16 protein-coding genes are annotated in these 19770 nt (G+C 58.2%); 5 read left to right on the forward strand and 11 right to left on the reverse strand.

What is annotated here, in order from left to right; all coding sequences use genetic code 11:
• Positions 1 to 53: 53 nt before the first annotated feature.
• The 3 genes from acnA to LG294_RS10940 form a co-directional block, all read right to left on the reverse strand.
• Positions 54 to 2762, reverse strand: coding sequence for an aconitate hydratase AcnA (gene acnA / locus LG294_RS10930; RefSeq protein ID WP_404285613.1), 2709 nt, complete (start codon positions 2760 to 2762; stop codon positions 54 to 56).
• Between the two features lie 190 nt (positions 2763 to 2952).
• Positions 2953 to 4275 (reverse strand): class I SAM-dependent RNA methyltransferase, encoded by a 1323-nt coding sequence (locus tag LG294_RS10935; protein ID WP_404285615.1) that lies wholly within the window; start codon positions 4273 to 4275, stop codon positions 2953 to 2955.
• Between the two features lie 5 nt (positions 4276 to 4280).
• Positions 4281 to 6296 carry an APC family permease gene (locus LG294_RS10940; RefSeq protein ID WP_404285617.1) on the reverse strand — a complete coding sequence of 672 codons (2016 nt, stop codon included), beginning with the start codon at positions 6294 to 6296 and terminating at the stop codon, positions 4281 to 4283.
• 143 nt (positions 6297 to 6439) lie between these two features.
• On the opposite strand from LG294_RS10940, the gene LG294_RS10945 reads away from it, so the two are divergent.
• The gene (locus LG294_RS10945) at positions 6440 to 7114 is read left to right on the forward strand and encodes a potassium channel family protein (RefSeq protein WP_404285619.1); all 675 of its coding nucleotides are present in this window, start codon (positions 6440 to 6442) and stop codon (positions 7112 to 7114) included.
• A 17-nt stretch (positions 7115 to 7131) separates the two neighbouring features.
• A complete protein-coding gene (locus tag LG294_RS10950; protein WP_404285621.1) occupies positions 7132 to 7797 on the forward strand; it encodes a potassium channel family protein in 666 nt (221 codons plus the stop codon).
• A gap of 2 nt (positions 7798 to 7799) precedes the next feature.
• Here the strand turns inward: LG294_RS10950 and LG294_RS10955 are convergent, their stop codons facing one another.
• The 4 genes from LG294_RS10955 to dut all read right to left on the reverse strand — a co-directional run bounded on the left by LG294_RS10955 (position 7800) and on the right by dut (position 10132).
• Entirely contained in the window at positions 7800 to 8507 is a 708-nt protein-coding gene (locus tag LG294_RS10955) for a DUF3159 domain-containing protein (RefSeq protein ID WP_404285623.1), read from the reverse strand.
• Between the two features lie 65 nt (positions 8508 to 8572).
• Complete coding sequence (locus LG294_RS10960) at positions 8573 to 8947, reverse strand: hypothetical protein (RefSeq protein WP_404285625.1); 375 nt, start codon at positions 8945 to 8947, stop codon at positions 8573 to 8575.
• Between the two features lie 4 nt (positions 8948 to 8951).
• Complete coding sequence (locus LG294_RS10965; protein WP_404285627.1) at positions 8952 to 9635, reverse strand: DUF3710 domain-containing protein; 684 nt, start codon at positions 9633 to 9635, stop codon at positions 8952 to 8954.
• Between the two features lie 38 nt (positions 9636 to 9673).
• Positions 9674 to 10132, reverse strand: coding sequence for a dUTP diphosphatase (gene dut, locus LG294_RS10970; protein WP_404285629.1), 459 nt, complete (start codon positions 10130 to 10132; stop codon positions 9674 to 9676).
• A 133-nt stretch (positions 10133 to 10265) separates the two neighbouring features.
• Between dut and LG294_RS10975 the strand changes: the two genes are divergently transcribed.
• Positions 10266 to 10826, forward strand: a complete 561-nt coding sequence (locus tag LG294_RS10975; RefSeq protein ID WP_404285631.1) for a DUF3093 domain-containing protein — start codon at positions 10266 to 10268, stop codon at positions 10824 to 10826.
• Between the two features lie 34 nt (positions 10827 to 10860).
• On the opposite strand, the gene LG294_RS10980 is transcribed toward LG294_RS10975, so the two are convergent.
• Complete coding sequence (locus tag LG294_RS10980; RefSeq protein WP_404285633.1) at positions 10861 to 11163, reverse strand: DUF4193 family protein; 303 nt, start codon at positions 11161 to 11163, stop codon at positions 10861 to 10863.
• 240 nt (positions 11164 to 11403) lie between these two features.
• On the opposite strand from LG294_RS10980, the gene sepH reads away from it, so the two are divergent.
• Positions 11404 to 12456, forward strand: a complete 1053-nt coding sequence (gene sepH / locus LG294_RS10985; RefSeq protein WP_404285635.1) for a septation protein SepH — start codon at positions 11404 to 11406, stop codon at positions 12454 to 12456.
• A 94-nt stretch (positions 12457 to 12550) separates the two neighbouring features.
• Here the strand turns inward: sepH and LG294_RS10990 are convergent, their stop codons facing one another.
• From LG294_RS10990 to LG294_RS11000, 3 genes are read right to left on the reverse strand one after another with little or no spacing between them, the layout of a single operon-like run.
• Positions 12551 to 13735: an alkaline phosphatase family protein gene (locus LG294_RS10990; protein WP_404285637.1), complete on the reverse strand. Its 1185-nt coding sequence runs from the start codon at positions 13733 to 13735 to the stop codon at positions 12551 to 12553.
• 6 nt (positions 13736 to 13741) lie between these two features.
• Positions 13742 to 14326, reverse strand: coding sequence for a DUF5998 family protein (locus tag LG294_RS10995; protein WP_404285639.1), 585 nt, complete (start codon positions 14324 to 14326; stop codon positions 13742 to 13744).
• Positions 14327 to 14378: 52 nt separating this feature from the next.
• Positions 14379 to 17039, reverse strand: coding sequence for a GNAT family N-acetyltransferase (locus LG294_RS11000; RefSeq protein ID WP_404285641.1), 2661 nt, complete (start codon positions 17037 to 17039; stop codon positions 14379 to 14381).
• A gap of 99 nt (positions 17040 to 17138) precedes the next feature.
• On the opposite strand from LG294_RS11000, the gene LG294_RS11005 reads away from it, so the two are divergent.
• Positions 17139 to 19769 (forward strand): DNA topoisomerase (ATP-hydrolyzing) subunit A, encoded by a 2631-nt coding sequence (locus LG294_RS11005; RefSeq protein WP_404291728.1) that lies wholly within the window; start codon positions 17139 to 17141, stop codon positions 19767 to 19769.
• Position 19770: the final 1 nt, after the last annotated feature.

Here is a 19770-nt window from a genome sequence, read left to right on the forward strand (position 1 = left end):
TTTGAGGCCTTCAGGGTTGTTCCAGTATCTGGATCTAAGTTCAGGTAGGAACCTTAGTTAGATGCCGCAATCTGGCGCAGGACGTACTGCAGGATGCCACCGTTACGGTAGTAATCTGCTTCGCCTGGGGTGTCGATGCGCAGGTCGGCATCGAACTCGGTGACCTTGCCGTCTTCGGCGGTAGCGGTCACCTTCAGGGTCTTCGGGGTGGTGCCGTTGTTCAGCTCGGTCACGCCAGCGATCGAGAAGCTCTCGGTACCGGTCAGACCCAGCGAATCAGCGGACTCGCCCTGAGGGAACTGCAGTGGCAGAACGCCCATGCCGATCAGGTTCGAGCGGTGGATACGCTCGAAGGACTCGGTGATGACGGCCTTGACACCCAGCAGTGCGGTGCCCTTGGCAGCCCAGTCACGCGAGGAGCCCGAACCGTATTCCTTACCACCAAGCACGACCAGCGGAGTGCCGGCGCTCTTGTAGTTCTCGGCAGCGTCGTAGACGTAAGCCTGCGGTGCGCCGTCCTGGGTGAAGTCGCGGGTGAAGCCACCCTCGACGCCGTCCAGGAGCTGGTTCTTGATGCGGATGTTCGCGAAGGTACCGCGGATCATGACTTCGTGGTTACCACGGCGCGAGCCGTAGGAGTTGAAGTCCTTGCGATCCACACCGTTCTCGATCAAGTACTGTCCGGCCGGGGTTTCCGACTTGAAAGAACCTGCAGGCGAGATGTGGTCGGTGGTGACCGAATCGCCCAGCTTCAACAGCACGCGAGCGCCATCGATGTCGGACACTGGCTGTGGCTCGGCGGTCATGCCATCGAAGTACGGAGCCTTGCGTGCGTAGGTCGACTTCTCGTCCCACTGGAAGATCGCACCCTCTGGGGTGTCGAGCGCCTTCCAGCGCGCGTCACCCTCGAAGACACCTTCGTAGCCCTTGGCGAACATGCCTTCGTCGATCGAGGAATCAATGATTTCCTGAACCTCGACTGGCGATGGCCAGATGTCCTTCAGGAAGACATCGTTGCCCTCGTTGTCCTTGCCCAGGGAATCGGTTTCGAAGTCGAAGTCCATGGTGCCGGCCAGTGCGTAAGCGATGACCAGTGGCGGGGAAGCCAGGTAGTTCATCTTCACGTCTGGGTTGATGCGGCCTTCGAAGTTACGGTTACCCGAGAGCACTGCAGTGGCTGCGAGGTCGTTGGTGTTGATGGCCTCGGAGATCTCAGCATCCAGTGGACCGGAGTTACCGATGCAAGTTGCGCAGCCGTAGCCTACGACGAAGAAGCCGAGCTTCTCCAAGTAAGGCATGAGGCCGGACTTCTCGTAGTACTCGGTGACGACCTTCGAGCCTGGGGCGACAGAAGTCTTGACCCATGGCTTGGAGGCCAGACCCTTTTCGGCGGCGTTGCGTGCGAGTACTGCAGCAGCAAGCATGACCGAAGGGTTCGAGGTGTTGGTGCACGAGGTGATCGAAGCGATCGAAACCAAACCGTGGTCGATGGTGAACTTCTGACCATCTTCCTTGGTGACCTCAACTGCGGTCGAAGGACGGCCAACACCCTGGGTGTCTTCCGTATTCGAAACGTAGTTGTGGATGTCCTTGCGGAACTGTTCCTTCGAGCCGGAGAGCTCGATGCGGTCCTGTGGACGCTTCGGGCCAGCGATCGATGGAACGACGGTGGACAGATCCAGCTCGAGGTATTCCGAGAAACGGATCTCGCGGCTTGGATCGTGCCACATGCCCTGTTCCTTGGCGTAAGCCTCGACAAGGTCAACGTTCTCCTGGCTGCGGCCGGTCAGGCGCAGGTAGTCCAAGGTGACGTCGTCGATTGGGAACATTGCGGCAGTCGAGCCGAATTCTGGGGACATGTTGCCGATGGTTGCACGGTTAGCCAATGGCACTGCTGCCACGCCTTCGCCGTAGAACTCAACGAACTTGCCAACAACGCCGTGCTTGCGCAGCATTTCGGTGATGGTCAGCACCACGTCGGTTGCGGTTGCGCCAGCTGGGATCGAGCCAGCAAGCTTGAAGCCGACAACGCGTGGGATCAGCATGGATACTGGCTGGCCGAGCATTGCTGCCTCGGCCTCGATGCCGCCAACGCCCCAGCCCAGCACGCCCATGCCATTGACCATGGTGGTGTGCGAGTCGGTACCGACGCAGGTGTCCGGGTAAGCGCGAAGCACACCGTCGACCTCGCGGGTCATCACGGTGCGAGCCAAGAACTCGATGTTGACCTGGTGCACAATACCGGTTCCCGGTGGGACGACCTTGAAGTCGTCAAATGCGGTCTGGCCCCAACGCAGGAACTGGTAACGCTCACCATTGCGCTGGTATTCGATTTCCATGTTGCGCTCAACAGCACCGGCGAAGCCGAAGGTGTCGATCTGCACGGAGTGGTCGATGACCATTTCTGCAGGTGCCAGCGGGTTCACGCGAGTTGGATCTCCACCGAGTTCCAGCACGGCTTCGCGCATCGTAGCAAGGTCAACGATGCAAGGCACACCGGTGAAGTCCTGCATCAGCACGCGTGCCGGGGTGAACTGGATTTCGGTGTTCGGCTGAGCCGATGCATCCCACTGGCCCAGGGCCTTTACGTGATCCGCGGTGATGTTCGCGCCGTCTTCGGTGCGAAGCAGGTTCTCCAAAAGAACCTTCAAGCTGTAGGGAAGGCTGTCTGAGCCTTCGACCTTGTTCAATCGGTAAATTTCGTATTCGGTTCCCTTGACGTCAAGTACGCCCTTGGCCCCGAAACTGTCCACTTTACTCATTGGGACTCCTCTCGCCAGACACTCATTCTTTATGCATGCGTAAACATAATTCCAGTTAGGCGTTCCTAACTGAGACTGACATGCTTGTACCGCTGCAGAGCTAAAAACAGTCTATCCGTTACTGAAAGAAAATGCCGGATCCGCAGGAAAATTCCCGCAAAATCGTGTTTCAGCGGACTAAAACAGCCTTTTAGCGGCGCACGAACAGTCCAATCGACTCCATGTGGTGAGTATGCGGGTATAAATCGTGAATCTCCATGTGATCTAATTCGTAACCGCGGGCCATCAAACGAGCGGTATCACGGGCAAAAGCAGCCGGGTCACAGGAGACGTAACAAATGCGTTGCACGCCACTTTCAGCTAATTCCGCGGCGGACTGCTTGTCCAAGCCCGTGCGCGGCGGATCGAGGACGACCGCAGTCAAGTCCGCTTCGCGGGCCAGCTGACGCATTAGTCGTTCAACACGTCCGCGGGTCACCGTCACTTGACGCACCTCGGCTAGGTTCTTCTTCGCGTCCGCATGTGTGCCTGGCGCACCTTCGATGCTGAATACGCGCCCGTGCTGCCCCACCGCTTCCGCCAAGGGAAGCGAGAACAGTCCTGCCCCGGCATAGAGGTCGGCGATGACCTCGCCCGGTTCCGGCTGCGTCAGATCCAGCACTCGTTCGGTCAACAAAGTGGCCGCTTGACGGTGCACCTGCCAGAATCCCTCACCGGTGATCCGGAACGTCTTGCCGAGCACCTTCTCGGTCAGCCAGCTGTTACCCACGATGGTCTGCAGCTCGCCCTTGCCATCGGCCGCCGAACCACCGCTCTGGCTAAACGCCGCAACGTTCACCCCTTCGGGTAATTGCTGCGCCACCCGCTTGGCCGCACCCGGACGCATCTCCGAGAGCAAGACCAGAACGGTTGAGTCATCCTCGCTGGAGACCGCCGCCTCCACCCGGTCGATGCCGGTGAAGTCCACGGCATACAGGCCAATGGCCTCGATGCCTGGATGCGCCAACGGCATTTCGTTGATTGCGGTTAGTTCGTTGCTACGGAAGCCACTCATCGCAAGGCGTCCGTCCTCGGTGACCGAGTAGGACATCCTGGTGCGCCACCCCAGTCCGGCGGAGTCGCCTGCAACGGCCTGAACCTCCGGGAAATTATAGTCTTCGGCCTTCAGGCCGCCTAAGCGAGTTAGCTGTTCGGCAGCTACCTGGGCCTTGAGCTCGCGCTGGTAGGCCAGGCTCATGTGACCGAATTCCGCGCCCCCAACCGGATCGCTGTGCTTCAACGCATCGGCCTGTTCCCAGATATGCGGGACGCGGTGTTCGCTGGCTTCGATCACCTCAACGACGTCTCCGCGCCAGAACTTGGCGTTCTCACCCGAGTCGGTCAGGCGCACATTGACCAGTTCGCCGGGGATGCCGTGGCGGACAAAAATTACGCGTCCATCATGGCGAGCGACGGTATGGCCGCCATGGGCAATAGAGCCTAACCGCAGCTGCAAGGTTTCAGGGGCGTTCATAAAATTTATCCTTCGTGAGGTGTTGAATGGCGGTGCGCCGAGGATTCCTCGGTCGGGCCGCCGATGTGTGCATCGGATGAGCTCAGCAGGCGCCAAGGCACCGAGGCGATGAGCACTCCGGGTTCGTAGTGCAGACGGTTCTTGACTCGCTGCGCGGTCTGGTTATGCACCAGCTGCTCCCACCAGTGCCCGACCACATATTCGGGAATGTACACAACGATGAGGTCGCGTGGAGATTCACGCTTGATCGAGCGGATATGTTCGATCAGCGGTCCGGCGATGTCGCGATAGGGAGACGCAAGTGCGGTAATCGGCACTGGGATGCCCAACCGATCCCAGGCTTCCAGAGTCTGTTCGGTCTTCTCCGCTTCGATATCCACGATGATCGCTTCTAATTTCGATGGGCGTGAGGCTCGCGCAAAAGCGAGCGCACGCAATACCGGTTTGCGCACCGTGGACACCAGCACCAGTGCATGGACACGCGCCGGCAACGCGGTCGCCGACTGCTCATCGGAGATCGCCAATTCGTGGTCGACCTGCTGGTAGTGACGCTGCAAGGACTCCATGATCAAGGTCAACGCCACTATGCCAAGCACCGCAAGCCACGCACCGTGAACGAATCTGGTCGCGAGCACGACCACCAGCACCAGCAGCGAAAGAATCAACCCGATGAGGTTCAGCAGGCGCTTGCGCTGCTTTGCGGCGCGCACCTTGCGATCGGTAACGGTGACCAGCACACGAGACCAGTGCTTGAGCATCCCGAGCTGGCTGAGCGTAAAGGAAACGAACACTCCGACCACGTAGAGCTGCACCAGAATCGTCACATCACCGCTGAACAGCAGGATCAGTACGATCGCCGCGGCGCCAAGGGAAAGGATTCCGTTGGAGAAACCGAGACGATCGCCACGGGTGCGCAGTTGGCGCGGCAGGTAGCCATCTCCAGCCAAATGGCTGGCAAGGTTCGGGAATGAATTAAAAGCCTGGTTGCCGGCGAGCAACAGGACTGCGATGGTCAGCAGAGAGACCACCATGGTGCCGAGGAAGAAATTTCCAAATACGGCTTGGGCCAACTGCCCCAAGACCGGAACTTGCACGTAATCTTGGGAGATCGGCTCACCGGCGAGCATCAACGAGGCCTGCGGATCGGCCACGACTTTGATTCCGGTCGCCCGCGCTAGCATCAGCGTCCCGAGGGTGAGCACCCCGGAAAGCAAGCCCATCACCAAGAGGATGCGCCCAGCATTTCGGGCGCGCGGCTTGCGCAGATGATGCACATTCGAAATGGGCACTTCGATACCGGTCAGCGCCGCCGAACCGGTGGAGAACGCGCGCAAGATCAGCAAGGCGCCAAAGACGCCGTGCATACCGGTCGCAAATTCCTGTTCCGGAACAATATTGAATTCTGCACTCGGAGCCAGACCCAGATTTCCGGTCAGCGCCAGCACCCCGCCGATAGCGATCATTGCCAGCATTCCGGCAACGAATAGGTAGACCGGAATCGCCAAGGACCAACGGCCCTGTCCGCGACCACGCAGGTTTGCAACAACCAAGAAGGCTACGATCGCCGAGGCTACCCAGGCACGGTGCTCCCCCAGAGCAGGAAATACGCCCGAAAGGTACTGCGCTGCCGAAGAACTCGACACCGCAACGGTGAGCACGAAGTCAACCAGAAGAGCCGAGGCCACTGTGGTACCGGAGCGTGGCCCGAGGTTCTTGCGGACGATCTCATAATCGCCGCCGCCAGACGGATAGGCCTCTACGGACTGCCGGTACGACAGCACGAGGACCAACAGCACAACAAGAACCGCCGCACCAACCGCCGGCGAAAGCATTGTTGCGGCAATCCCTGCCATGGCTAATGTCAGCAGAATTTCGTCTGGTGCATATGCCAAAGATGACAGCGCGCTGGAAGAGAAGATCGGCAGGGCGATCTTAGGTGGGAGCGGCTTACGTTTGAGCTGTTCGGTGCTAAACGGCCGGCCCACGAGGATCCTTTTAAGACCATCAAATAAAGCAGGCACGAGATAACGTTATCGCAGGGCGCGCCATAGGCAGTACCCTCGTCTCGGACGCGTGGTTCGCGGCGCGCTATTGTTACTTGCGTAGCTGTGAACTGCGCAGCACACGGAAGTTGTACTGGTAGCAAGAAAGCAAGGAGTTGGCGGTGGCGCACTTTGTGATCATGGGTTGCGGACGCGTAGGCGTTGCGCTGGCCCATACGCTGGACGAAGCCGGACATTCGGTGGCGGTAATCGACCAAAATGCTGAGGCTTTCCGCCGTCTGGGACAAGAATTTACTGGAACTAAAGTCGTCGGTTTGGGCTTTGACCGGGACACTCTAGTCGAGGCTAAAATCGATGAAGCCTACGCCTTTGCGGCTGTTTCCAGCGGTGATAATTCCAACATTCTCGCCACGCGCGTGGCCCGTGAAAGCTACAACGTGCCACATGTAGTTGCGCGAATCTACGACCCGGGACGCGCCGAAATCTATCAACGACTGGGAATCCCCACAGTAGCGGCAGTTCGTTGGAGCACTGATCAAGTCTTGCGACGCATCCTGCCGGAGTACTCCATCCGTGGAGATTACCGCGAGCCGTCTGGGCGGCTAATGCTTACCGAAGTCGCATTGCACCGCGACTGGTACGGGCACCTGGTAAAGGAGCTCGAAGAAGCTGCCGGTGTTCGCGTGGCCTACCTGACCCGTTTCGGTGAAGGGACCATCCCTGAGAGCCGCACCCGACTGCAAGGCGGCGACCTAGTCCATGTCATGATGCGTCTGGAAAAAAGCAAAGATGTCGAAAAGGTACTTGCCAACGCGCCGATTCCGGCCATCGACTGATCGAGAGAGCTAAACACGTGAAAGTAATGATTGCCGGGGCTGGATCGGTTGGTTCGTCTATCGCCCGAGAACTAGTACTAAATTCCCATGAGGTGCTCATCGTTGATCCGAAAGCCGAGATGGCCGAACGAGAAGATCTCGAAAACGTCCAGTGGCTGATCGGAGACGCCTGCGAACTGGCCGTCTTGCAACGAGCCAAGCTCGAAGATTTTGATGTGGTCGTCTCGGCCACCGGTGATGACAAAGTTAACCTAGTGGTCTCGTTGCTAGCCAAAAGCGAATTTGGCGTGCGTCGAACCGTGGGACGGGTAAACCATCCAAAGAATGAGTGGATGTTTGACGATGCCTGGGGCGTGGATGTGGCAGTGAGCACCCCGCGGCTGATGACAGCCCTGGTCGAAGAGGCGGTAGAGGTTGGCGACTTAGTACGCCTGTTGACGCTCAAAAGCGGCGAAGTGCATATGGTTGAATTCACCGTGCCGCACGATTCTGCGCTGATTGGACGCACGCTCGGACGAGTCATGTGGCCCCAAGACACCACCATCGTGGCGGTGGTGCGCGATAAGGCACCATTCCCACCTAGCGATGACGACGTGATTGAGGGTGGAGACGAGATATTCTTCATCACCACCCCCGAAGCCGAGAGCCTGTTGCGTGACACGCTGCGCGGAGCCACTCGATAGCTTTACTGTGCTAGCTGCTCCGGGTGAATATCCTTGGCCGGACGGGATACCAGCCAGGCGAACCATAGCCCTGCGGCATACAGCGGGGCGCCCATCAATGCGCGCGCTAGGCCCAAGGCCACCACATTGTCGGCGAAGTACATGGGTAGCTGCACCGCGAGACGCGCAATGAATACGCCGATGATGATCCACGTTGCGACGCTGTAGCGGCGCAACCTTGCCGGCTGGGAGCGCCAAGCGGTTCCCTCGTTGCGGATGAATCCGAAGAGCACCCCGGCTAGTGGCCACCTGACGATAATCGAAATCAGCATTGCGAGCAGGTAACCGGCGCCGATAAAGAAGCCTGGAACGTAGTAGTCCTTGGCTTCGCCTGTGGCGCGAGCCGCGAACGCGCAGATCAGAATCCCGACGAGACCGCTGGCGGCCTGCATCAGCGATGATTTCTTCACCAGACGCACGATCATGAACAGCACGCCGAGCCCGATCGAGGCGATCAGCGCCCACGAAAGCTCCAGGCTGAGCGCGTACACCATGACGAAGACGAAACCCGGAAGCACCGTCTCAACGATGCCGCGGGGACCGCCAACGCTGGCGATGACATCGATCCCGCCGTCGGCATTCTGCGCCAGCTTTGCGTTCTGCCCGAGGCTCGATGCGAACGAGTGCTCCTTGTGTCGTTGCGGCTCGTTTGGCTGTTCTTCGTTGTTCATACTTCTCACTTCTGCATCGGTCACGGTGCGAGACCTGCTTATACGGCAACTATAGAACCCAAAACCTAGCGGCGGTTGACCGGAACGATCAGGTACCGCGGGTTGAAGATGCTTGGCACATGATCTACCGGAGCAACCATGCCGGCATATTTGATTTTTACTCCGGGTTTGATTCCGGGTACCTGCTTCTGTCCCATGAACAGCAGCTTTACGTGCGGAACTGTGCCACGGCGCCCACCGACTCCAGCCAACTGGTCCACCACTACGGCGGTCAGACGCGGTGGCGAGTCGGGGGCCGAATAGCTGACCGACAGGATGTACCCGACATGTTCAATGCGGCCCTTTTCCGGCAGCTCGGACAGGGACTCCAAGCACAGGTGTGCTGACCTGATTTCTCTGCTGCCAAGATGCGCCGCTAATGGTCCGGGCTCGCAGGTCATGCCACTAGCCGATCTGGGTAATTTCAGGGCCACGTTCCGGACGGCTGATGTCCGGCTCGGGTGTTTCGGCCCGGGTGCTGGCATTGCTTGGTACGTTCAGTGGAAGTAGCTCTGCCGGCGGTAGTGGCTTGTCGCCGCGGTTGATCACTACGCTGCGCAGCAATTCGTCCACGATCTTGGTAGCCTCTTCATCGGCGATCGCGGCACCGCCAACGACAGCACGCAGGAACCAACGCGGACCGTCAACGCCGACGAAACGCAGTGCTACGTGACCGGCGCGGCCATCTGCCAGTTGCTGCGGAACCTTGGCCAGTAGTTCTTCACCATGCTCTCCATCGCGGGTGAAGATCTCGCCCTTCTGTTCACGGATATCGCCAGTGATTTTTTCACGAATACCAGGCCACAGGGATGAGGACTTCGAGGAAGCGAAAGCCATCAGTTGCACGCGCGACTCGGCGATCTCCAGCGAAACCGCCACAACCCGCTGATTCGCCTGCTCGATATCCATGCGCACCTTCATGCCAGGGATCGGTTTGACGAGAATCGAACCAAAGTCGAGGTAGCTATCGGTTTCAGACACGTCACTGATGTCGAAAGGGCCGTTGGTTGAGGTGGGCTCCGGCGTGCTTTCCTCGACGGTTGACTCTTCGACCGGCTGTTCTGCCGACTTCTTACGCTTGAAAAACATGATGTCCTTAAAGTTTTGCGCTCTTACACCAAGGGTACTTAGTTAGCGTTGAATCCGCCTGTTGAACCAAACCCACCGGTTCCGCGAGCCGTGTCGTCGAGCGAGTCAACCTGCTCAAAATGGGCAAGTTCGACTTTTTGAATGACCAGCTGGGCGATGCGATCGCCGCGGCGAACTTCGAAGGCGTTGGAGTTATCTGTATTCAACAGTGTGACCATGATCTCGCCACGGTATCCGGCATCAACAGTACCCGGTGCGTTGACGACAGTAATACCGTGCTTCGCAGCGAGGCCGCTTCGCGGATGAACTAGGCCAACATATCCGTGCGGCAGCGCCAGTGCGAGCCCAGTGGGAATTAGCGCGCGTTCGCCAGGCTGGAGCACTACGTCACCGCGGGCATGCAAGTCAGCCCCTGCATCGGATGGGTGTGCATAGCTGGGAGCCGGGAGCTGCGGATCGAGCATCTTGATTTTGACTGAAATCGTGGGCTCATTCATGAGTATTTCTATATCTCCCGGTAAATTGATTGGGCGTTTTCTACCTATCCAACTCTATCGCGCGCGGCCAAGCGGATGCGCCAGAGAATCCAGGCGGTTATTCAACGCTGAAAAATTGCCTAAACTGGTTGGTATGAGTACTCCCAGCCCAGAGGCTTCAAATGTTCTATTCCGTGAAAAGCTATGGCCATCGGTCGGCACATGGATTTGGCCTTTACTAATCGCGATCACCGCCGGTGTAGCGGTCGCCCCGATCAGCATCCCTTGGGGTATCGCGGTCGGGCTCATAGTCCTGGTCGGCATCGTGGTGCTTTTCTTGCTTAAGGTACCTACCTTAGAAGTCACCGAGGAAAGCCTCACCGTGGGCCGCGCTACGATTGAGCGCAAATTTGTCGGCGAGGCAATCGGCTACCGCGGCGAGGAAGCATTCAAGCAGCGCGGCCAGAAGTTGCATGGCCTCGCGTTCATGAACTTGCGCGGATGGCTTGATGCGGTAGTTCGCATGGAAGTTACCGACCCGCGCGACGAAACCCCTTACTGGATCACTTCAACTCGTCGCCCCGAAGAGCTCACCGCGGCTCTGGGCGGAGTGATGTATGAATTCACCGAGGAAGCTCAGCGTGAATCCTCGGAACTCGAAGCCAAAGAGGCCGCTCGGTTCCGTACTCCGGATTCCACCAATGAGCAGGGCTAGCTCTTAGAGTTCCTTTTGCATCGAGTGTCGGGGCCTAGCCCTCACACTCGGTGCAATATTTTTGCCCTTGATCTTCGCGGACAAGCTGGGAACGGTGACGCACCATGAAGCAGGAAGCGCAGGTAAATTCGTCGGCTTGCTCCGGAATTATATCCACACTTGCCTCATCTTGTCCGGCTTCTCCCCCGGGCAAAACATAGGCTTCGGCAAGTTCGGCTTCGCCTTCATCGACCAGGTTCGCGGTCGCGGCGGTGCCTAATTTTTTTGCGGCGGCCAGCTGCTCGGCGCGGGACTGGTCTTGGCTGGTCTCACGTGAGGCAACATTTTCGTTGGCCATGATCGTATTTCACTCTTTTCCACTGGCGATAATCTCGATACTTGGCACTTGTTGGTAAACACCAGTACCGGCCTAAAAGTATAACGTTGAACTGAGCCGAACATTCCCGCCGGTGACACATCAGCCACAAAGTGATATGAACTTGCGAGTATTCTTACGCCACACCCGGGGTGATGATAGGAAATCGGAGTCATCAGTGGCAGAGTTTTACTCAGGAAATAAACCGTGTGGAGGGTAGTAATGCGTCAGCTGAGACTGGTAGGAATTCATGAAAATGGTTCCAGCCTGCAGGTCAGCAGCGACGATGGGATGAGCTTCGAGCTTCCCGTCGACGATGCGCTGCGCAGTGCAATGTCCGAAATCGCCCGAGCTCGGGCACCGCGTAATCGCGATGAGTCTTCGGATCATTCGCCGCGCGAGATCCAGGCACGAGTACGTGCTGGAGCTTCTGCCTACGATCTGTCCTTGGAATGGAATGTTCCGATCGAACAGATCGTCAAGTATGAAGGCCCAGTGTTAGCAGAACGTGAGCACATCGCCGAGCTGGCTCGTCGGGTAGAGGTTTCCGGACCGCAAACCGATGCGGAGTACCGCGAGATTTTCGGTGAAGAACCGGCGGATCTTGGTTCGATGGTGACGCATCGTTTGCACCAGCTCAATATCGACGCCGATCACGCGCGCTGGAACTCTTGGAAAGATCCTGAGGGCCAGTGGATCGTAACGGTAGAGTTCGACTCTCCTTTGCCATCGGAAAACGTTGAGTCGCTGGATAACGGTTCGGCAGACGATAAGGGAAATATCGCAAAGTGGGCTTTCACGCCAGCGCGTAAGTCCCTGAAGAATCTTAACCGCTGGGCGCAAACTCTAAGCGAGCAACAGGCGCCAGAATATTTTCGTCCCATCGCAGCAGTAGGCCAGGCCGAGCAGCCGGCCCCACCAGCCGCCAGCGCTGGCAATAATGATTCCGAAGAATTGGTCAGCCTGCTCAATTCCCGCCGCGGCCAGCGAGCACCGGAGGATCCTGCGAAGGATGACCGGTTGAATGAGATCATTGAACGCAGCATGAGTAAGTACGAGAACGATGATGAGGATTCATTCCCCCATCTGTCCCAGGGCGTCTCATCTCGGACTTCGCAGTTGGTGGTAGTCACCGACAAGGAAGACTCCGGCGACGCAAGTGATGAGCCTGAACCTTCTGCTGAGGACTCTTCCCCGCGCAAACCGAAGCGTTCTTCGGTTCCAAGCTGGGATGACATCATGTTTGGAAAGCGCAAAAAGGATACCGACTCCTAAGCTAGCCGCTTCCGCTAGAACTAGAGGCACTGCACAAAGTCTTCAACCTTGTGCAGTGCCTCTAGTTTTAAGCGCCCCAAGGCGCCTCAGGGAATTACTTGGTCCGATGAGTGAATAGCGGCACGAATCGCTCGCCGGCGGTCAGCGAACCATGCTGGCCAACCATGTCAAAGGCCATCGGAGCCACCCTCCGACCATCGTAGAACGCAATGGCTTCGGCCGCCATGATGATCAGGTCACCCATACGAGCTGCATGATCTTCAGTTATATTTCCGAAATAGCCTAGGTCGATTGCTTCGTTTCGGCTCAGCACCCAAGCCTTCGAGCCATAGGCACGTTGCCAAGCTTCACGAACCTGATTCCGTTCTGCGTCGCTGGTCTCCGTGGCAAAAGTTAAATGGACGCCGCGAGGTTCTCCACTGGTCAGTTCGACTCCCTCAATGAGGTCCGGCTCGAGGCTGTAATCGATCCGCTGCGATTCTGGCACGTCAACCATTCCGTGGTCACCGGTGATCAGTACTGTGGTCTCTTCCGGCAAACGGGAAACCAGCGACTTGATGACGTAGTCGATTTCTTCGAGAGTATCGCGCCACTGGCTGGAATCCACACCGAATTTGTGTCCGACTTTATCTAATTCATTAAAGTACGTGTATACCAGCGCGTTTCTGTGACTGGCAAAAACTTCTTGAGTGGCTCTGGCGCGTGCCGTAATTTGCTTTGCCGCCACAAATTTCGGGCCACGCAAGGCTGCACGAGTCAATGCAGAATTTGCGAAAAGCGGCAACGAAACCGAAGCAACATGAATGCCGTGTTCCTTGACTCGCTCAAATACCGTGGGAACGGTCTGCCAGGTGTCTGGCTCCAGATCCGCAGGCCAGCCGCCAAGTTGGTTGACTACTCGCCTGCGATCCGGATCGATCACGTCATAGCCCAGCATGCCGTGTTCGCCAGGAGCGACACCGGTGGCCAAGCTGGTTAGGCTCGTCGCAGTCGTCGAAGGGAAACCAGTGCCAAGCTTCTGCGCCCTTTCAAAAAGAGAACGCAAGAATGGGGCATGCGCTGCATGAGACTTGAATTGATTCCACCCCAGCCCATCAACCATGATCAGGCTGACCCGTTTAGTGGGATTTAGCCCCAGCGGGTTGAGGTAGCCGGGAACGCCAAGCGCGTGGGCGGCAGAAGGGAGAATTTCCGAGAGCGTCAATTTCCCGTAGGCAGGGGCCGCAGGCACAGCCTGCGGCGGGGTTGGCAAGGGAGAATCACTCAAAATTTCGCTCATGCGCAATCAGATAGTCTCTTGACGCAAACGCACCGCGAACTCGCGCGCTTTATTGACCGCGCGCTGTCCGTCGGCCTCAGCGCTTACCCGAATCACCAGGTCCTCGGGCTGCGCGGTTCCGTTCAGCCCATGATCTGCATCGCACTGCGGATCCGCGCAGGGGGCAGGCGCGAGATCGATTCGGCTGGTCCCGTTCCAAGACATGCCGAAGGTCAATTCACGCACCTCATCACCTGTGCGGTAATGCTGTGGTTGGTGATAGACATAATTGGTAGCGACCGAGGCGATACGTCGCAAGGCGATCATTTCGGTGGAGACCTGAGCCACGACATCGTTGCCGTGGTCATCGAGCTGCTGATCGTCAACGTGGATGATGAACAAGACTTTTTCACTGAGCACCAAGACCGTGATGTGTCGGTGGACTTCAGTGTGGTCGAAGTGAGTCTCCAAATGAACGTAGTGGTCAAGCACCGGTTGGGACATCATTGCTTCAGCTAAGACGTCCTGCACCATTTGCGGGTAGAAGCCGGCCCTGACCAGGTCGTGCTGCAAATCAGCACCAGCGGTAGTCGAATACGTTGGTGAGTTCATAACCTAATTCTACCGAGTGCACCCGACCAAATCATCCAAGCCACCCCTCAGCTCAACTTCGCAATGCCCTTCGCACGCTATCGGTACGCTGTTCGGCATTACCGATCTTCATGTTGACTCCCAGCACACTCAGCGAATCCTGAGCCACACTGACCGGCGCAAAGTTCATTATTATCACCGCTGGGTGGTGATCTTTGAGCATGGAAACGCGAGTTATGAAGTCCTTCAGGGATTCCAAATCCACCGCTGGCAGGCCCTGATAGCCAAAGAGCCGTGCACTACTGCGCGGTCGTCGAATCAGATTGTCGAGATCTTCTGTGGTGAGCGGTGCCACGCCATGGGCCCAATCGTCGAGCAAATTTACCGGATCGCCGCTAAGCCCAAAGGAAATCACCGGGCCGAGCAACGGGTCTTCCACCGCTTTGATCACACAGGCTTGTCCGGCAGGTGCCATGGATTGCACCTCGAGCGAAGTCACGTCATAGGCAGCCATGAGGGTGCTCATATGTTTGAAGTTTGCTTCCAGACTCTGCGCATCTGGAATGTTTAACCGAACTCCGCCCAGATCGAGGCGTTGGCGCATATCCGGATCGTTCGCCTTCAGCGCGACAGGCCAACCAAGCCGGTGGGCGGCATCGATTGCTTCTTCGACAGACTTAACCACCTTCGAATCGAATACCTTGATGCCATAGTACCCAAGGAGTTTACTGGCTTGTTCGTGGTTCAGCTCTTTCAATTCGGTTCCGGCGATGCCTCCTACTAGCTGCTCAAGATACTCATGCGCGCCGGCAACATCCACATCGGTCGGTTCAGGCAGTGCTTGAAAGGGGACATTCATCCATTGGCTATAACCGTAGGCTTTGGACAGTGCACCAACGGTCTCGCTAGGCGAGGTGAACACGGGAATTCCATGATGCACACCCTCACGGAATTTCTGGTCCGTCATGCCAGGCATGAGTGCGATGACTGGTTTGTCCTGCCCACTAAATTCGGTCAACACCTTGATCACTGATTGAGCATTTATGCCCATGGCCGGAAGGTGCGCGACGATCACTGAATGCACTTGCGGGTTTTGCACCAGTTCAGTCACCCGCTCACGCAATTTTGAGATCGCTCGTGATTGCCCGAGCGAGTAGTCCAGCTCTTTGGCTTGCGCGGTGGCGAACAAGTTGCGTCCCACCGTGACGTCGCAGACAATTTCGGCCAGTGCCAAAGAATTTGAGAGCACGGCGACCTGTGGTCCGGCAGGGGCCGGGAATATGGACAGCAGTGAGGCGACGTCCATGAGCTCTTCGATGGACCGCACTCGGATCACTCCGGATTGCCGCAGCATCGCATTGAGCGCCGCCGGAGGGGCTTCTCCCAAGCGCACCGAGTGCCCCGGGGGGATTCGTCGGCCCATCAGATCAGATTTGGCCACGATCACCGGTTTGCTGCGCGCCAAGCGGCGGGCGATCCGGGAGAACTTACGTGGATTACCGAAGGATTCCAGATGCATCGCAACCACGCCGGTGCGCTGGTCATCCTCAAAATATTGCATCGCGTCATTGCCTGACACGTCTGCGCGCAACCCCGCCGAGATGGCGCTGCTTTGCCCCACTGCTCGTTGCGTCGCCGCACCTTGCAAGACGATGCCCATGGCCGCCGACTGGCTGAACAGTCCTACCGGACCCGATTTCGGTAGTTCACTTGCCAGCGAGGCATTGAGTCGGATCTGCGGGTCGGTATTGAGCACACCCAACGATGCCGGGCCGATGACTCGCATGCCGTTGGCGCGGGCAAGCGCCACCAGCTCGCGTTGTGCCACCAGTCCGTCGGCTGTCTCATAACCGGCGGTCATCAGAATCAGGCTTTTAACTCCGTGGGCGCCGCAGTCCTCGATAGTCTCTAGAACTCGTTCACGTGGCACGCAAATAATTGCCAGGTCCACCGGTCCGGGAACCTCGGTAACCATTCCATAGCTAGGCAGTCCGCCGACTTCGAATGCCTGCTCGTTGACGGCATAGACGGTTCCGGTAAACCCACCTTCGACAAGCCTGTCCAGCACGTCGTGGCCGATACTCCCCCAGGCGCGGCTGGCACCAATAACAGCCACGGAGGAAGGGGCGAGCACTGCGGCAACGCTGCTTGCCTCGGCACGGTGTTCTCGTGCTTCGGTGACTTCTCTTGATTTCTCAGTGGGGCTGATCGGGAATTCCAGCATGATCACCCCGTCTTCAAAGTGCCGGGCCACCGCATAGCCGGCGTCGGAGAATACGGTGAGCATCTTGCGGTTCTCCGGAAGGATTTCTGCGGTGAACTTGACTATGTCGTTTTCTCGCCCGGCCGCAGCGAGATGCTCTAGCAGGATTGAACCGATCCCGGTGCCTTGGTATTCATCCGAGACGTTGAAAGCGACTTCGGCTTCGTCTGGGTTATCCAGCCGGTCATATCGGCCCACTCCGATGATCTTCGAACCGCGCAGCACGGTGAATGCCACCCGATTGCGATGATCAACATTCGTGAACCGTTCGAGCTCTTTAGGAGTCAGCGACGACTTGTACGTAAAATAGCGTAGGTAAACCGAAGTTTCAGATTGATGTTTGTGCATTTCTTGCAAGGCTTGAGCATCTTGGGGCGTAATTGGCCGAAGATGCGCGGTCGTGCCGTCGCGAAGAACAACATCTGCTTCCCAGTGGGCTGGATATGCCGCTGAAAGTTTACGATCCACCATAGGCTTAGAATAGTCGCGCTTTCGCGTTTGCGCCCACCAGCAACACGAAATCCGATATTTTAGGCCGTGAAGCAGCAGATGAAGGGCGAAGGCAGAGTAATGGCTCGCAAGAACACTCCCGAGATTCCAGAGGATTTCGTCGAGAACATCGTCGATATCGATGTCACCAGCGAAATGGAATCCTCCTTCTTGGAGTACGCCTACTCGGTGATCTATTCGCGTGCGCTACCGGATGCCCGAGATGGTTTGAAGCCGGTGCAGCGACGCATCCTTTTCCAGATGGCCCAAATGGGGTTGCGTCCGGAGAAGGGCCATGTGAAGTCGGCTCGCGTGGTCGGCGAGGTCATGGGCAAACTCCACCCGCACGGCGACACCGCGATCTACGATGCGATGGTGCGTCTGGCTCAGGATTTCTCGCTGCGCCTGCCCTTGATCGATGGTCACGGCAACTTCGGTTCCCTCGACGATGGCCCGGCCGCGCCGCGTTATACCGAGGCCCGGCTCGCGGCTTCCGCGGTGGCGATGACTGCGAACCTCGACGAAGACGTGGTGGACTTCGTCCCCAATTATGACAACCAGTTCATGCAGCCTGTGGTGCTCCCGGCGGCGTTCCCCAACCTGCTAGTGAACGGCACCACTGGTATTGCGGTGGGCATGGCCACGAATATGGCACCGCATAATCTCAACGAGGTCGTCGCCGCCGCGCAGCACTTGATCAAAAATCCCGATGCGCCGGTCGAAGAGCTCATGAAGTTCGTTCCCGGCCCGGATCTGCCCTCTGGCGGCACGATCGTGGGACTTGACGGTGTCAAGGACGCCTACCGAACCGGCCGCGGTGCATTCCGCACCCGAGCCACGGTAGCTCTGGAGAAGATCTCGGCTCGCAAGTCCGCGTTGGTAATCACCGAATTGCCGTACACGGTAGGGCCAGAAAAAGTCATCGAGAAAATCAAGGACGGCGTTAACAGCAAAAAGATTGTTGGCGTATCGGATGTCGTTGACCTCACCGACAGGCACCATGGCCTGAAGCTTGTGATCGAGCTGAAGAATGGCTTCAACCCGAACGCCGTGCTGGCCGCGCTCTACAAGTACACCCCGATGGAAGACTCCTTCGGAATAAACAACGTGACCCTGGTGGAGGGTCAGCCGCGCACCTTGGGACTGCGCGAGCTGCTGACCGTCTATGTCGAGCACCGCATTGACGTGGTCCGGCGGCGCACCGCGCACCGTCTGGCCAAACGCGAAGATCGGTTGCACCTGGTGGAGGGACTGCTGATCGCGATCGTCGACATTGACGACGTGATCGCTGTCATTCGTTCCTCCGAGCAGACCGCGGAAGCCCGCGAACGGTTGATGTCGATCTTCGACCTCAGCGAACCGCAGGCAAGCCATATTTTGGAATTGCGCTTGCGCCAACTGACCAAGTACTCGCGGATAGAGTTGGAGGCCGAAGCCGAACAGCTGCGCGCCGAAATCGCCGAATTGCGCGAGATCCTCGGCGATGACCAGAAGCTGCACGCCCTGGTTTCCGAGGAGCTCGGACAGATGGCGGAAACCTTCGGCACGCCGCGACGCACGAAGCTGAACAAGTCCTCCGCGCTGGAACCATTGAAGGGTACCGCGCTGCCCGAAGAGGTAGGCACGGGGAAAACGGCGAAGCTTGCCTTAGAAGTCTCAGATTCGCCATGTTTTGTGCTGCTCTCGGCCACCGGACAGATCGCGCGCACCCACGACCGCACGTCATTGGACTTCTCATCGGCACGCATCAAACACGATGTGCTGTCCTCGCAGGTCCCCTCGACCGCGCGCGGCGAGATTGGCGCACTGACAACCACTGGACGAATGATCCGGATTTCGTTGATCGATGTGCCGGTGCTGCCTGAAACTCACGGCTTCCCGCAGCTGGCCAATGGTGTCCCGGTCGGCGAATTCCTGAAGCTGGAAAAGGGCGAACGCGTGGTGGCGTTGCTGCCACTGAATCAGGTCTTCGCCATGGGTACGCAAAATGGCGTGGTCAAACGGGTAACCCCGGATTACCCGTTGAACCGCGAAGAATTTGAAGTGATCACTCTGAAGGACGGCGATCTGGTCGTTTCCGCCGCGCCGGCCGAGGACTCAGATGAGCTGGTCTTCCTGACTCGTCAAGCACAGTTGTTGCGTTTCCCCGCGACCGCCGTGCGCCCGCAAGGACGCACCGCTTCGGGCATGGCAGGCATCAAGCTGGCCGGCGAGGATAAGGTCATTCATTTCGGCGTGGTGGGCGCGGCAAATGAAGACGCGGTGGTTGCGACCATCGCTTCCGGTTCACAGACGCTTCCAGGAACCTCCAACCAGTCGGTGAAGCTCAGCGCGTTCAGCGAGTTCCCCGTGAAGGGACGAGCGACAGCCGGCGTGCGGGCACACCGCTTCTCCAAGGGTGAGGACTACTTGGCGCTGGGCTACGCCGGACATGGCCCAGCCCGTGCCAGCTCCACCGCCGGAGTGGTGCGCGCCTTGCCTACCGAATTCGCAAAGCGTGACGGTTCCGGCGCACCGCTGGCCCAGACCATTAACATTCTCGGCGGTTCCCTGCCGGGCCAAGCGCCGGCCGGCATGGGAGGCTCGGGTGAGCCCAGCGCGCCTGCGCCACAGCCAAACGACGGCCCTCCTGCTGCTAAGCCACGGGTGAAGCCGGACCTGAATCCCGGCGAGGATACCTTGCCGTTCTCTGACGGTGGCGTTCTCCTCTAGC

The organism is Glutamicibacter arilaitensis, assembly GCF_044793945.1.
GTDB classification, from domain to species: Bacteria; Actinomycetota; Actinomycetes; order Actinomycetales; family Micrococcaceae; genus Glutamicibacter; species Glutamicibacter arilaitensis_B.